This is a genomic window from uncultured Sphingomonas sp., assembly GCF_964021865.1.
Taxonomy (GTDB): Bacteria; Pseudomonadota; Alphaproteobacteria; order Sphingomonadales; family Sphingomonadaceae; genus Sphingomonas.
Genome location: NZ_CAXIAM010000035.1, coordinates 1 through 14,022, shown reverse-complemented (window position 1 = coordinate 14,022; position 14,022 = coordinate 1). Strand labels below are relative to the sequence as shown.

Here is a 14,022-nt window from a genome sequence, read left to right as displayed (position 1 = left end):
GCCGTTCATGTCCGCCATGATCGCTATCCTGTTGTCGGCGCTGGCGATGAGCGTCATCGTCGGCGTACGCTATCTGGCCGCGAGCGCCGGCTTCGCGCTCGCCACGCGGCTGAAGCACCCGCGGCTCTATGCCGGGCTCGACCCGCAGATCCGCCGCGAGATCCTGTGGAGCCTCGCCTCCGCAGGCATCTATGGCGTGCCCGCCGGCATCATCGCCTGGGGCTGGCAGAACCGCGGCTGGACGCGGATCTACACCGACGTCCACGCCTGGCCCTTATGGTACCTGCCGGTGTCGGTGCTGCTGTACCTGATCGCGCACGACACGTGGTTCTATTGGACGCATCGCTGGATGCATCGCCCGCGCGTGTTCAAGCTGGCGCATGCGGTGCATCACGCCAGCCGACCGCCGACGGCCTGGGCAGCGATGGCCTTCCATCCGATCGAGGCGGTGACCGGTGCTGTGGCCATTCCGCTACTGGTCTTCGTGATTCCGATCCATGTCGCCGCACTGGGGGTGGTGCTGACGGTCATGACGATTATGGGTGTCACTAATCATATGGGCTGGGAAATGTTCCCGCGGTTCATGTGGGGGGGACGGGTAGGCCGGTGGTTGATTACCGCCAGCCATCACCAGCGGCACCATGAACGGTACGGATGTAACTATGGCCTTTATTTCCGCTTCTGGGACCGGCTCTGTGGCACCGACGACGGGCTCGGCGATTTCACGCGCGATCACGCGAAAGCGCTGCGCCGCGGCGGGGCTGGCGTTGCTGGCGGTGCCGTTGATCGGCGCGGCGCCGGTCGGCGCGCTGCAGGTGGACATTGACCATCTGCGCTCGGCTAAGGGGATGCTGCGGCTATGCCTGACCGCCGATCCTGACAATTTCCCGAATTGCGTCGACGACCGCGACGCGGTGACGCGCTCGGTGCCGGCCGGGCAGACCAGCATCCGCTTTCCCGGCTTGCCGCGCGGCGATTATGCGGTGGCGGTGATCCACGACGAGAACGGCAACAAGAAGCTGGATACGTTCGCGGGCATCCCCAAGGAAGGTTTCGGCTTCTCGCGCAACCCGGCGATCCGCTTCGGCCCGCCCCGATTCTCGGCGGCGCGCTTCTCGCTGACCACTGATGCCGAAGAGCAACAGATCCGGATGCGCTACATGCTCTAACCAGCAACATGGAGCAAAATTCCTTGCGAACGGTTGGGCGCGCAGACCAAAGGGGAATTTACGTGCACGTCAACCGTTCCGCCGCCCGCGCGCTGTTTGCCGCCGCGCTTGCCTGCCTCGCAATGCCCGCGTTCGCGCAGAGCGCCTCGGTCCCGGCCGAGCCCAACCCGACACCCGATCCGGCGCTGGTCGGCGACACGGTGACCGTCGCGGTCGCAGCGGCCTATCTGCCGGATTACGAAGGCTCGGACAATTACCGCGTCGTCCCCGGTCCGGCGGCGATCGGCTCGTTCCACAATTTCGCGTTTCAGGTGCTTGGCAATCGCGCCTCGATCGACCTGATCCCGAATCCGTCGGGGCCGAGCTGGGACGTGCAGGCCGGACCGATCGGCGTCGTCAACTTCAACCGCACCAACAACAAGGCGATCGACGACCGCCGCATCCGCGCCTTGGGCGAGCGCGATACCGCGATCGAACTGGGCGGTTATGTCGGGCTCGGCAAGACCGGGGTGCTCACCAGCCCCTATGACAAGCTGTCCGCCTCGCTCAGCTATCGCCACGACGTCAGCGGCGTGCACGACAGCGGCATCTGGTCGCCGTCGGTCAACTATTTTACCCCGCTCAGCCTGAAGGCAGGCGTCGGGCTGTTCGCCTCGGCCGAGCGGGTCGAGCGCGGCTTCGCGCGCACCTATTTCGACGTCGACGCCGCGCAGTCGCTGTCAAGCGGGCTGCCGCAATATCGCACGCGCGGCGGGTGGAAGCATTGGACGGTCGGTTTGGCCGGCACATATGCGCTGACCGGCAATCTGCTGAAGGGCTGGAAGGCGATCGGCGGCGTTACCTACAAGAAGATGCTTAACGACTTCGGCGACACGCCGGTGGTGTCGGTCGCGGGGTCGCGGAGCCAGTGGCTCGCGGCGCTGGGAATCGGGTATACGTTTTAAGTCGCAGGACGTCCTTGCCCGCGCCGGGCAAGGATTCGTCCAAGACCGGCCGGCGGAGCACTGCCCCGACCGACGACGCGGCTTCGCCGCGGCGGACTCCCATTCTTCACCTCTGTCGAAAAGAAGCGGGGTCCCGGATCAAGTCCGGGACGACGATCGTCAGCCACCTCACCAAAAAAGCGAAACCCGTCTTTGCCCCTTACGCGATGCTGGCCTATCACCCGCATCAACGCCGCGTACTGGCGCGAGTAATAGAAGGGACGAGCCTGCCATGACCGATAGCGAGCAGCTGATCGAGACGCTCGACGCGCGCGTGCGTCGCCGCGATTCGCGCCGCGCCTTCTTCACCGGTGCGCTGGGTGCCGCCGCTGCCGCCGCGACGCTGTCGGGCACCGCGCAGGCGCAGACCGCAACGCCCACCCCGTCCCCCTCGCCTTCGCCCACCCCGACATCGACCTTCACCGAGGTCGACGTGCTCAATTTCGCGCTGAACCTCGAATATCTCGAGGCGAATTACTACGCCTTCGCGGTCACCGGCAGCGGGCTTGCCGCCGCCGACATCAGCGGCGCGGTCGGCACCGCGGGCGCGGCCACCGGGGGTCGCGCGGTCGGGTTCAAGGACCCGATCGTCCAGCAATATGCGCAGGAAATCTATCAGGACGAGCTGGCGCACGTCCGCTTCCTGCGCGCACAATTCACGACATCGTCGCTCCTCGCGCAGCCCACAATCGATCTCGGCACCAGCGCGACCGGCGCGTTCAGCACCGCGGCGCGTGCCGCCGGTCTGGTCGGCAACGGCGTGGCGTTCGACCCCTATGCCTCGGACGAGAACTTCCTGCTCGGCGCCTATCTGTTCGAGGATGTCGGCGTCACCGCCTACAAGGGCGCGGCGCCCGCGCTGATCAACAGCAAGATCTATCTGGAGGCCGCAGCCGGCATCCTCGCGGTCGAGGCCTATCACGCCGCGATCATCCGCTCGGTTCTGTACCGCAAGGGGCTGCAAACTCCCTCGCTCCAGCTCATCGAGGCGACCACTGCCATCTCCAGGGCACGCGACACGCTGGACGGCAGCCCGACCGAGGATCTGGTCCGCGGCATCGGCCCGGTCGACGACAGCGGCCTCGCCGTCACCACCACCAGCGACGGCGACGTGTCGAACATCGCGCCGCTCAACAGCAACGGCATCGCGTTCAGCCGCACGCCGTTGCAGGTGCTCAACATCGTCTATCTCAACCAGGCGGCGGTAACGAGCGGCGGCTTTTTCCCGGCCGGGGTCAACGGCAACATCAAGACGAGCGCGGCGTCGGCCTGACGCGAGACGGTGGTCACCGCCCGCCACTCCTCACCGCCTTTGCCCCATACGCCCCGCACTAGGGAATGACGCCATGATCAAGGATTCCGTTTTCGCCGCGCTCGAACTGGCCGAGGCCCGCCGCGCCGAGCGCCGCCGCTTCCTCAAGCTGGCCGGCGCCGGCACCGCCGCGGCCGGCGGCCTCACGCTGCTGTCCGCCTGCGGCAGCGACAACAACAACAGCACCTCGCCGAGCCCGACCCCCACGCCGAGCCCGACCGCGACCGGCAGCGTGACCACCGACGTCGCCATCCTTCAGCTGGCGCTCAACCTCGAATATCTCGAAGCGCAATTCTATTCCTTCGCCGCCTTCGGCCGTTCGCTGCCAGAGGCGAGCCTCACCGGCACGGTCGGCGCGCGCGGCAGCGTGACCGGCGGGCGCAAGGTCGCCTTCTCCGACCCGATCATCGCCAGCTACGCGCGCGAGATCGCCGCCGACGAACTCGCGCACGTCAACGCGCTGCGGGCGGTCATTACGTCGGTCAGCGCTGCACAGGTGATCAACCAGCCCGCGATCAACATCGACGGCGGGACGACCGGCGCGTTCACGCTTGCGGCGCGCGCTGCGGGGCTGGTCGACAAGAACACCGGCGAGTTCGATCCGTACCTCAACGACGACAATTTCCTGCTCGCCGCCTATCTGTTCGAGGATGTCGGGGTCACCGCCTACAAGGGCGCTTCGCCGCTGATCAGCAGCGCGATCTATCTCGAAGCTGCGGCGGGCATCCTCGCCGCGGAAGCCTATCACGCCGGGCTGATCCGTGCGGAGCTGTATCGTCGCGGTTCGGCGGCGCGCGCTGCTGCGAACGCGATCTCCGACGCGCGCGACTTGCTTGACGGCAAGCCGACCGACACCGCCACCGATCGCAAGGATCTCGATCAGGGGATCACCGCAACGGCCAACGGCGCGGAGGTCGCCAACATCGTTCCGGCCGACACCAACGGCATCGCGTTCAGCCGCTCGGCGCTGCAGGTCCACAACATCGTCTATCTGACCGACGCGGCCAAGACGTCGGGCGGCTTCTTCCCGGCCGGCACCAACAATTCGATTGAGGCACTGCGCACCAGCGGCGACTTCACCAAGGCAAGCTGATCCGTCTTTCCGATGCCGATGGGGCCGCATTCCGCATCCGGCGGGATGCGGCCTTTTTCGTTGCTGTCGCACCGCCGACGCGCCTATACCGGCCGCTCCCCGGGGGACCGCCGATGCTGCGGTTGAGAGGAGGACCGCAGTCCTCGACCCGCTGAACCTGATCCGGTTGACACCGGCGTAGGGAGTGGATGCGGCGTCCTCCGGCCCTCGTCTTCCTCCCGTCGAGATGGAGAGAAGAGTTATGGCCGACGTTCCCGCCCGTACCGAGATTGGCGTCACCACCGGCCCGATCCGCGGTAGCCGCAAGATCCACGTCGGCCCGCTGAACGTCGCGATGCGCGCGATCGACCTCGATCCGTCGTGCGGGGAACCGCCGCTCAACGTCTACGACACGTCCGGCCCGTACACCGATCCCACGGCGCGCATCGATATCGCCGCCGGCCTGCCGGCGCTGCGCCGCGACTGGATCATGGCGCGCGGCGATGTCGAAGCCTATGACGCCCGCGAGCTGCGCCCCGAGGACAACGGCCAGCTCGGCCCCGACCGCTCGGGCGGCGTCCAGCCGTTCCCGAACGTCAATTGCCACCCGCTGCGCGCGAAGCCGGGCGCGAACGTCAGCCAGATGCACTATGCGCGCCGCGGCATCATCACTCCGGAAATGGAATATGTCGCGACGCGCGAGAATCTCGGCCGCGAGATGCTGCGCGAATATGTCCGCGATGGTGAGGATTTCGGCGCGAGCATTCCCGACTACGTGACCCCCGAGTTCGTCCGCGATGAGGTCGCACGCGGCCGCGCGATCATCCCCAACAACATCAACCATCCCGAATCCGAGCCGATGGCGATCGGCCGCAACTTCCTGGTCAAGATCAACGCCAATATCGGCAATAGCGCGGTCGCCTCGAACGTCGCCGCCGAGGTCGACAAGCTGGTCTGGTCGATCCGCTGGGGCGCGGACACGGTCATGGACCTGTCGACCGGGCGCAACATCCACGACACGCGCGAATGGATCATCCGCAACTCGCCCGTGCCGATCGGCACGGTGCCCATCTATCAGGCGCTGGAAAAGGTCGGCGGCATCGCCGAGGAGCTGACCTGGGAGATCTTCCGCGACACGCTGATCGAACAGGCCGAGCAGGGCGTCGACTATTTCACCATCCATGCGGGCGTGCGCCTGCCGTACATTCCGCTGACCGCCAAGCGCGTGACCGGCATCGTGTCGCGTGGCGGCTCGATCATGGCCAAATGGTGCCTGGCGCATCACAAGGAGTCGTTCCTCTACGAACGCTTCGACGAGATCACCGAGATCATGAAGGCCTATGACATCGCCTATTCGCTGGGCGACGGCCTGCGCCCCGGCGCGATCGCCGACGCCAATGACGAGGCGCAGTTCGCCGAGCTCTACACGCTGGGCGAGCTAACCAAGCGCGCCTGGGAGCAGGACGTGCAGGTGATGATCGAGGGCCCCGGCCATGTGCCGATGCACAAGATCAAGCAGAACATGGAAAAGCAGCTCGAGGCGTGCGGTGAAGCGCCCTTCTACACGCTCGGGCCGCTGACCACCGACATCGCGCCGGGCTATGACCATATCACCAGCGGCATCGGCGCGGCGATGATCGGCTGGTACGGCACGGCGATGCTCTGCTACGTCACGCCCAAGGAGCATCTGGGCCTGCCCGACCGCGACGACGTGAAGGTCGGCGTGGTGACCTACAAGCTCGCCGCGCACGCCGCCGATCTGGCGAAGGGCCACCCAGCTGCCAAGATGCGCGACGACGCGCTGAGCCGCGCGCGCTTCGAATTCCGCTGGCGCGATCAGTTCAACCTGTCGCTCGATCCCGACACCGCGGAATCGTATCATGACCAGACCTTGCCCGCGGAAGGCGCGAAGACCGCACATTTCTGTTCGATGTGCGGTCCGAAATTCTGCTCGATGAAGATCACGCAGGAGGTTCGTGAATTTGCTGCGTCTCACGCAGCAAATAGCGACCTGCTGGGGGCAGGTCGCGATCACGAACCTCGGGACTTCGCAGCGAAGCAGAATGCGCCGGTCGAGACGTTCGTCGCGACGGAGGATGCCGAGGCGGGAATGGCGGAGATGAGCGAGCGGTTCCGGGAGAAGGGCGGCGAGGTTTATTTGCCGGCGGCGAAATAAACGAACATCTATCGTCCGATCGATCTGAATTTACCACCGCTGGCAGGCATTTCAAAAACACCGTTAGCGGTAGTACCCAGATGTGAAATCATCTGGGGCCAAAGCATAAGGACGCGGGCAGCTTGCCGTGACAAAGGCCACTTCTGCATAGCCGGACTGAAGAAAAATCCAACAAGGCCAGCACGGATGAATAATTCTCGAGATGGACGCTTCCTTGCAATGTTCATGTCCGCGGATAGCACAGCCCATCCCCCTTCTTGACCAAGAAGAGGGATCCATTCCTCATCCTTGAGATTATGGCGCCCAAATTTTCGACCAAGCGATACGATCAGATGGTCCGGTGTAAATATCTTGTCTAACGCCTCTGCTAGACGAGGAGGTAGATTATGGTCGACAAGCAGCTTCACGCTGCTATTTTCTCAAGCTTCGTGGCCTCGAACCTTAAGGCATCCCTAACAATCGCGGGCCTCAGCTCGAAGAGCCGGGCAGCTCTGTCAACAGAACCTTCAGCGGCTACTACTTGCGCTACTCTCGCAGTCGGCACTCCGCCATCGGCGACAATAGGCTGCCCAAAGGAGCGCGCCGGATCAAGCACAATCGTCTTCTTATTTGGTAAAAGCCACCACCGCGAGGCTACCTCTGCATCAAACGCTAGGTCAACAAAGGACGGCTGTACTATTGTCTTGAAAACTCTCTGCCGCGACCGCAAATCGATCAAAGCCGGATCAGCATCTTTACTCTGCGCGATCTCGGCGATTTCTAGAAATATATGACGTCCATCCGTCTTGAATTTACGCGTTGAGAAAGGATGCGAGTCTTCGACTATTTCACTGGCGAGCCTCAGACAACGACGTATGGTTGGAAGGCCTATACCGAGTGAACGAAGACCTCGGACGACACGGGCCTCAATCAGGTCGCGAAAGCCGAGCAGCGGCTCATCTTGATCAGGTCCGTACTGCACCGGCCATAGCGGCTCTTGCGTGGCTTCCGTGCCACGCTGCCGATAGCTATACCCAAAAAGCCAACGCTTAAGCGTGGCGGGCGACACACCAAGAAGTCGCCCGGCCTCAGTGAGCGTGTAGGCGCCGACGCCGTAGTGCAGATCACTCATGTTTGAATCGTAGCATGGTCGATTTGATGTGTCTCGATCATCAAGGATGAAGTCCTCACACTGCGGCTCATGACATCTTATCGTCGTTTTACCCCCTTACCCCAGCATCAACGCCGCCGTCGCCTTCGCACTCCCGACCACCCCCGGGATCCCCGCCCCCGGATGCGTCCCCGCACCGACGAAGAACAAATTCGGGATCGCATCGTCGCGGTTGTGCACCCGGAAATAGGCGCTCTGCGTCAGGATCGGCTCCAGCGAGAAGGCGCTGCCCATGTGCGCGTTCAGGTCATGCGCAAAGTCAGTCGGCGCGTAGCTGAACTTCGTCACGATCCGGTCGTGGATGTCGGGAATCAGCCGCCGCCCGACCTCGTCGAGGATGCGCTTCTCCAGGATCGGGCGTACCGTCTCCCAGTCGCCGGTGAACTTGCCGAGATGCGGCACCGGCGCCAGCACGTAGAAGGTCGAATTTCCCTCGGGCGCCAGCGACGGATCGGTGACGGTCGGATGGTGCAGGTACAGCGAGAAATCCTCGCTGAGCATTCCGTGCTCGTAAATGTCGTCGAGCAAGCCCTTATAGCGTGGCCCGAACAGGATCATGTGGTGCGGGATGCCCGGCCACGTGCCCTTCACCCCGAAATGGATCACGAACAGCGACGGCGAGTAACGCTTGCGCTCCAGCCGCGCCGCCGTCCGCCGCGCCGCGCCCGACTCGGGGAGCAGGTCGCGATAGACGTGCATGATGTCGGCATTGGCCGCGACCATGTCGACGGACTCGCGCCAGCCGCTGGCGGTCTCCACCGCGGTCACGCGGTCGCCTAGCGTCTCGATCTTCGTCACCGGATCGGACAACCGCAGCGTGCCGCCCAATCGTTCGAACAGCGCGACCATCCCCGCCACCAGCCGATTCGTCCCGCCGCGCGCGAACCACACGCCGCCGTCACGCTCCAATTTGTGGATCAGCGCATAGATGGCGCTGGTCGTCATCGGATTGCCGCCGACCAGCAGGGTATGAAAGGACAGCGCCTGTCGCAGCCGTTCGTCGGCCACGTACTTCGAGACGATAGAATAGACCGAGCGCCACGCCTGATATTTGGCCAGCGCCGGCGCCGCCTTCACCATCGACGCGAAATCGAGGAAGGCGACCGTGCCGAGCTTCTCGTATCCCTCGTGGTACACACCCGCAGCGTATTCGAGGAACTGGCCGTAGCCCGCGACGTCCGCCGGGTTCAGCTTGGCGATCTCGGCGCGCAGCACGACATCGTCGTTGGTGTAATCGAAATTGGTCCCGTCGGGCCAGTTGAGCCGATAGAACGGCTGCACGGGGTCGAGCGTGACGTCGTCGGCCATCTTCTGCCCCGACAGCGCCCACAATTCCTCCAGACACGCCGGATCGGTGATGACGGTCGGCCCGGCGTCGAAGGTGAACCCCTCGCGCTCCCAATAATAGGCGCGGCCGCCGGGTTTGTCGCGCGACTCGACGATCGTCGTCGCCACGCCCGCCGATTGCAGCCGGATCGCGAGCGCCAGCCCGCCAAACCCCGCGCCGACCACCACCGCGCGGCGGGTCATGCGCGGCCTCCCAGCGCGGCAAGCGCGCGGCCGACCGGCACCGGCGGTTTCCCGCTCAACACCCGCAACTTATCGAATCCGGTCGAGCGCGCGGCATAGAAGCGCGCGACCAGTCCGGGCGACAGGCGATAGAAACGCTCCAGCACACGATAGCGCTGGTCGGGGTCGGCGGCCTTGAACAGCATCAGATCGAGCATCCGGTAGAAACCTCGTTGACGCCACGAACGCGCGGCGTAGCGAAAAGTCAGGTCGTGGAGCGCCTTGCCCGAAAGATCGCGCTGATGGGCGATCAGCACCGCGATCCGCGCGGCATCGGGCAGCGAATAGCCGGTCGTGGGATGGAACAGCCCGGCACGCACGCCGGCCTTGGCGACCTTTGCGCCGCTCGACTGCCAATAGGCCGCGAAGTCGCCGCCGCTCACCACCGGCAGCACGCCGCGTTCGCGATGGATCACCTCCGCCTGCCAGCCACGCGCGCGCGCATAATCGCCGACCCGCGCGGCGATCGTCGCTTCGTCCAGCACGGCCGAGTCGCTGTAATAGGTGTCCTCGACCAGCAAGGTGTCGGGGGTGAACGGCAGCAGATAGACGAAGCGATAGCCGTCGAGCTGCGGCACCGTCGCGTCCATCACCACCGGGCGCGTCACGCCATGCCCGCCCGCGACGCGCAGTTCATGCCCGACGAACTTCTGCCACCCGCCGTCCAGCAGCGACACGTCGCCGACGCCGCGCGCGTCGATCACGCCGGTGGCGCTCAGCCGGTCGCCGTCCGCCAGCACCACCGCGGTCGCGCTGCACGCCAGCACCGATCGGCCCGTCATCAGCGCCCGCCGCGGCAGCATCCGCCGGACATGCGCATCGAGCGCCGCCGAGCGGATCGTGAAATACGGCTGCGCCAGCGTCCGTGCATGGCCGGGAAACCGCACGTCATAGTCGGGCCAGCCGTGCGCGATCACCGGCGCGACCAGCGCCTGCTCGGCCCCGTGCAGATCCGCGCCGAAGAACGACCAGAAATGATTGCCGCCGATCGCCTCGCCGGCCTCGACCAGCCGCACGTCCATCGCGGGGTGCCGCGCCTGCACCGCCAGCGCGATCAGCGCGCCGGACAGGCCGCCGCCGACGATCGCAAGGTCGCATTTGTGGGTGGCGGGCATGACGCTTGCGCTATCCTATTGCCGGGCGTTGCGGAAGCCCGACGCAGGCTGGCGGAACCGGCAGGCGATGATATGGCTTGTGGATCACCTTCCTCCTGCCGGAGTCGTCCCGATGCGCCGTCTGCTCGCTGCCGTCACTGCCCTGACCCTCGCCGCCCCCGCCGCCGCGACGCTCGCGCCCGGTGCGAAGGCGCCCGACTTCTCCACCCGCGGCGCGATCGCGGGCAAGGTGGTGCCGGTGCGCCTGTCCGAACAGCTCAAGCGCGGCCCGGTGGTGCTGTACTTCTTCCCCGCCGCCTTCACCGGTGGCTGCAATGCCGAGGCGCGCGCCTTCGCCGAGAAGGTCGACGCCTTCCGCGCGGCCGGCGCGACGGTGATCGGCATGTCGGCGGACAACGTCCCCGACCTGCAGCGATTCTCGTCGAGCGAGTGCGCGGGCAAGTTCGCGGTCGCCAGCGCCGGGCCGAAGGTCGTCGCCGGCTATGACGTTGCACTCGGCAGGGAAATCAAGGGCCGGCAGGTCACCAGCCGCACCAGCTACGTCATCGGTCGCGACGGTCGGATCGCCGCGGTCTGGTCGGACATGAACCCGGCCGAACACGTCACGCGCTCGCTGGACGCCGTGCACCGCCTCACGGGCCGCTGAAAGCAAGCAGTTATTAAATCTTAGGAGTTGCTGCGTACTGCTTCGATCCCGGAATTAGGGGCGATGTGGGGCGGATGATGGCGAGCAGGGCGGTCGATATCGGGCATGCGAACGGGGGAGATCGCCTGTTCGCCCGGATCGGGGCGTTCCTCGCCGCGCATCGGCTCAGCCCCGATCCCGCGCATTACGCGTTCGCTTACGAAGTGATCGCCAACGCCACCGGGCTGATCGCCAAGCGCGTCGCCGAACTCACCGACGGTGGCGTGCGGCTGACCAGCCAGGACATCGAGAGCCTGGGCGGCTCGACCGTCAGCGGTGCGCCGATCGATTCCGCGGACGACGATGCGGCGATGAGCGGCGACGTCGATACGCAACAGGCGCTCCTCGAACGGATGATGTTCCAGCTCGAGGGCTTTGGCGATGCGATGCGCATCGTCCATGCCGAGGCCAACGACTTCGGGCGCGACCTGCAACGCTCCGCCGATACGATGCGCGACATGGGCGCAGAGGCCGGGATCGAGGCGATCACGCAGCTGACCGCCGACATGATCGGCCGCGTCCAGCTCGCCGAGGCACGGCTCGACACCGCGTTGCGCGAAACCGACGAGCTGCGCACCGCGCTGGACGAGGCGCGCGGTTCGGCGCGCACCGATCCGCTCACCGACCTGCCGAATCGCCGCGCGTTCGACGAGACGTTCGCCTCGCTCCACCGCGACACCCCAGTGACCGTCGCGATCTGCGACATCGATCACTTCAAGCAGGTGAACGACAATTTCGGCCATGCGGTCGGCGACCGCGTGATCCGCATGGTTGCGCAGACGCTGGCGTCCGAGAAGGGGATGATGGTCGCGCGCTACGGCGGCGAAGAATTCGCGCTGCTGTTCGAGAACGTGCCGCTCGACGAAGCGGCGCAGGTGATCGAACGCGTCCGCCGCACGATTTCGGAACGTCGTCCCCGCGTCCGTGAAACGGGTGAATCGATCGGCGTCGTCTCCTTCTCGGCGGGCGTGGCTGAGGGGCGCGTCGGCGAAGGACGCGCCGCCTTGATGGCGCGCGCCGACGCCGCCTTGTACCGCGCGAAGGATCAGGGGCGCGCGCGGACGATCACGTCGGAGACGACGCCGTAATCTGGCGGATCTCGCCCGACCAGGCTGGCGGATCGCACCAACCCGCGCCCTAAAATGCGCCTCGCCCCTCGGCACAGGCATTTGGCACGCGTTCTGCAAAGACCTTGGCATGGGCCGGATCGACCGGCCCTTCCCAAGGAGCCCTGCCATGACGATCCGTTTCACCGCCCTTCGCCAGTCGCTGCTGTCGGTTGCCGCTGCCTTCGCCGTCGCCGCCGTGATGGTCAGCGCCGCCGTTCCCGTCACCCCGATCGCCTGACCGGAGCCGATGTCGATGAACAACCATCCCACGCTCGCCCGGTCGCTGCTGCTCAGCGCCGCCAGCTTCGCCACCACGGCTTTGCTGCTCTACGTCGACGCGGTCACCGCCGCGGTCGTCTGACCGCGGCGCGGCACCGCCGCCGCCCCCGGCGCGTTGCAGGCGGCATGGACCTCGACCGCTTCGTCGCCGCCCAGGCCACTCATTACGACACCGCGCTCGCCGAGCTGATGCGCGGCGCCAAGCAAAGCCACTGGATGTGGTTCATCTTCCCGCAGATTGCCGGACTCGGCCACAGCGCCACGGCGCGCCATTATGCGATCGACGACCTCGCCGAAGCCCGCGCCTATCTGGCGCACTCGCTGCTCGGGCCGCGGTATCTCGCCTGCGTCGCCGCGCTCGACCGCCACCGCGATCGCTCGGCCGAGGCGATCATGGGGGGGATCGACGCGATCAAGCTGCGCTCGTCGCTGACCTTGTTCGACCGTGCCGGCGCGCCACCCGCCGTCCGCGACACGCTGCACGCCTTCTTCGATGGCCCCGACGACGCCACGCTGCGCCTGCTCGGCGATTAACGTCCCTGCGCGCGCCAGCGCTGGACGGTGCGCGCGATCATCGCTTCCTCGCCCCCCGTCTCGCGCCACAGCGCGGAGAAGACCGGGTCATCCGACGCCGGACGCCGTCCCTCTTCCAGCGTGTCGAATGCGACGCGGATCGGGATCGCGACGCCCTCCCCGCAGACGATCGCCTCGCGGTTGCGCAGCGCGGGCAGCGCGTCGAGGAAGCCGCGCGCGCCCTCGGGCATCGCGGCGCGCACGAATGCCTGATCGCGGTCGTTGTTGAGCCGCATCGAGATGATCGTGCCGCATTGCGACAGCACTCCCTCCGAAAGATCGGACGGCCGCTGCGTCACCAGCCCCAGCGCGACGCCGTACTTGCGCCCCTCCTTGGCGATCCGCCCGAGGATCTGCGCCACCGACCCGCGCGCCGCGGGATCGGCGGGGACGTAGCGGTGCGCCTCCTCGCAGACGAGCAGGATCGGCCGCTGCGGTTCGCCGCGCGACCAGATCGCGAAATCGAACACCATCCGCGCCAGCACCGCCACCACCACCGAGGTGATCTCGTTCGGCACGCCCGACACGTCGATGATCGAGATCGGCCGCCCGTCGCCGGGCAGTCGGAAGATGCGCTGCACGAACGCCGCCATCGTATCGCCGACCAGCATCCCCGAAAACATGAAGCCGTAACGCGGATCGGCGCGCACCTCGTCGATCTTGTTCTTCAGCCGCAGGTACGGCGAGGTGTCCCCTGCCCGGTCCATCTTGCCCATCTCCTGCTGCAAAATCTGCATCAGGTCGCTCAGCAGGTACGGGATCGGCGCGTCGACGGTCAGCTTGGCGATCTCCTGCCCCGCCCGGCTCTTGGCCTTGGCGGCGAGCAGGCA

Annotated in this window: 14 protein-coding genes and 1 riboswitch; of the genes, 9 read left to right on the top strand and 5 right to left on the bottom strand. The window is 66.1% G+C overall.

The window, feature by feature from the left end; genetic code table 11:
- Positions 1 to 7 precede the first annotated feature (7 nt).
- The 6 genes from AADI75_RS10475 (at position 8) to thiC (ending at position 6,712) form a co-directional block, all read left to right on the top strand.
- Positions 8 to 826: a sterol desaturase family protein gene (locus AADI75_RS10475; protein ID WP_341208973.1), complete on the top strand. Its 819-nt coding sequence runs from the start codon at positions 8 to 10 to the stop codon at positions 824 to 826.
- The gene (locus tag AADI75_RS10470) at positions 777 to 1,169 is read left to right on the top strand and encodes a DUF2141 domain-containing protein (protein ID WP_341208992.1); all 393 of its coding nucleotides are present in this window, start codon (positions 777 to 779) and stop codon (positions 1,167 to 1,169) included. Before AADI75_RS10475 ends, AADI75_RS10470 begins: the two co-directional genes overlap by 50 nt.
- A gap of 62 nt (positions 1,170 to 1,231) precedes the next feature.
- On the top strand, positions 1,232 to 2,113 hold the full coding sequence (locus AADI75_RS10465; RefSeq protein WP_341208972.1) for a MipA/OmpV family protein: 882 nt from the start codon (positions 1,232 to 1,234) through the stop codon (positions 2,111 to 2,113).
- Positions 2,114 to 2,384: 271 nt separating this feature from the next.
- A complete protein-coding gene (locus tag AADI75_RS10460; RefSeq protein ID WP_341208971.1) occupies positions 2,385 to 3,425 on the top strand; it encodes a ferritin-like domain-containing protein in 1,041 nt (346 codons plus the stop codon).
- 73 nt (positions 3,426 to 3,498) lie between these two features.
- The gene (locus tag AADI75_RS10455; RefSeq protein WP_341208970.1) at positions 3,499 to 4,557 is read left to right on the top strand and encodes a ferritin-like domain-containing protein; all 1,059 of its coding nucleotides are present in this window, start codon (positions 3,499 to 3,501) and stop codon (positions 4,555 to 4,557) included.
- A 90-nt stretch (positions 4,558 to 4,647) separates the two neighbouring features.
- Positions 4,648 to 4,758, top strand: a riboswitch (TPP riboswitch).
- 40 nt (positions 4,759 to 4,798) lie between these two features.
- The gene (gene thiC / locus AADI75_RS10450; protein ID WP_341208969.1) at positions 4,799 to 6,712 is read left to right on the top strand and encodes a phosphomethylpyrimidine synthase ThiC; all 1,914 of its coding nucleotides are present in this window, start codon (positions 4,799 to 4,801) and stop codon (positions 6,710 to 6,712) included.
- 8 nt (positions 6,713 to 6,720) lie between these two features.
- Here thiC and AADI75_RS10445 read toward each other — a convergent pair whose 3' ends face one another.
- The 4 genes from AADI75_RS10445 to crtY form a co-directional block, all read right to left on the bottom strand.
- Positions 6,721 to 7,119 carry a hypothetical protein gene (locus tag AADI75_RS10445; RefSeq protein WP_341208968.1) on the bottom strand — a complete coding sequence of 133 codons (399 nt, stop codon included), beginning with the start codon at positions 7,117 to 7,119 and terminating at the stop codon, positions 6,721 to 6,723.
- Complete coding sequence (locus AADI75_RS10440; protein ID WP_341208967.1) at positions 7,116 to 7,823, bottom strand: hypothetical protein; 708 nt, start codon at positions 7,821 to 7,823, stop codon at positions 7,116 to 7,118. The genes AADI75_RS10445 and AADI75_RS10440 overlap by 4 nt, the downstream gene beginning before the upstream one ends.
- Positions 7,824 to 7,919: 96 nt before the next feature.
- Positions 7,920 to 9,392, bottom strand: a complete 1,473-nt coding sequence (locus AADI75_RS10435) for a phytoene desaturase (RefSeq protein ID WP_341208966.1) — start codon at positions 9,390 to 9,392, stop codon at positions 7,920 to 7,922.
- A complete protein-coding gene (crtY, locus tag AADI75_RS10430) occupies positions 9,389 to 10,546 on the bottom strand; it encodes a lycopene beta-cyclase CrtY (RefSeq protein ID WP_341208965.1) in 1,158 nt (385 codons plus the stop codon). Before crtY ends, AADI75_RS10435 begins: the two co-directional genes overlap by 4 nt.
- 112 nt (positions 10,547 to 10,658) lie before the next feature.
- Between crtY and AADI75_RS10425 the strand changes: the two genes are divergently transcribed.
- The 3 genes from AADI75_RS10425 to AADI75_RS10415 all read left to right on the top strand — a co-directional run bounded on the left by AADI75_RS10425 (position 10,659) and on the right by AADI75_RS10415 (position 13,153).
- Positions 10,659 to 11,192: a peroxiredoxin gene (locus tag AADI75_RS10425; RefSeq protein ID WP_341208964.1), complete on the top strand. Its 534-nt coding sequence runs from the start codon at positions 10,659 to 10,661 to the stop codon at positions 11,190 to 11,192.
- A gap of 77 nt (positions 11,193 to 11,269) precedes the next feature.
- Entirely contained in the window at positions 11,270 to 12,319 is a 1,050-nt protein-coding gene (locus tag AADI75_RS10420; protein ID WP_341208963.1) for a GGDEF domain-containing protein, read from the top strand.
- 426 nt (positions 12,320 to 12,745) lie between these two features.
- Positions 12,746 to 13,153, top strand: coding sequence for a DUF1810 domain-containing protein (locus tag AADI75_RS10415; protein WP_341208962.1), 408 nt, complete (start codon positions 12,746 to 12,748; stop codon positions 13,151 to 13,153).
- Here the strand turns inward: AADI75_RS10415 and AADI75_RS10410 are convergent.
- The coding region (locus AADI75_RS10410) for a DUF87 domain-containing protein (protein ID WP_341208961.1) at positions 13,150 to 14,022 on the bottom strand (873 nt) is incomplete at its 5' end. The two genes, AADI75_RS10415 and AADI75_RS10410, sit on opposite strands and share 4 nt — an antisense overlap.

Coding starts and splice junctions, on each gene's coding strand:
- AADI75_RS10460 (WP_341208971.1), top strand. CDS start 2,385: ATGACCGATAGCGAGCAGCTGATCGAGACGCTCGACGCGCGCGTGCGT.
- AADI75_RS10435 (WP_341208966.1), bottom strand. CDS start 9,392: ATGACCCGCCGCGCGGTGGTGGTCGGCGCGGGGTTTGGCGGGCTGGCG.
- AADI75_RS10440 (WP_341208967.1), bottom strand. CDS start 7,823: ATGAGTGATCTGCACTACGGCGTCGGCGCCTACACGCTCACTGAGGCC.
- AADI75_RS10475 (WP_341208973.1), top strand. CDS start 8: ATGTCCGCCATGATCGCTATCCTGTTGTCGGCGCTGGCGATGAGCGTC.
- thiC (WP_341208969.1), top strand. CDS start 4,799: ATGGCCGACGTTCCCGCCCGTACCGAGATTGGCGTCACCACCGGCCCG.
- AADI75_RS10415 (WP_341208962.1), top strand. CDS start 12,746: ATGGACCTCGACCGCTTCGTCGCCGCCCAGGCCACTCATTACGACACC.
- AADI75_RS10425 (WP_341208964.1), top strand. CDS start 10,659: ATGCGCCGTCTGCTCGCTGCCGTCACTGCCCTGACCCTCGCCGCCCCC.
- AADI75_RS10455 (WP_341208970.1), top strand. CDS start 3,499: ATGATCAAGGATTCCGTTTTCGCCGCGCTCGAACTGGCCGAGGCCCGC.
- crtY (WP_341208965.1), bottom strand. CDS start 10,546: ATGCCCGCCACCCACAAATGCGACCTTGCGATCGTCGGCGGCGGCCTG.
- AADI75_RS10420 (WP_341208963.1), top strand. CDS start 11,270: ATGGCGAGCAGGGCGGTCGATATCGGGCATGCGAACGGGGGAGATCGC.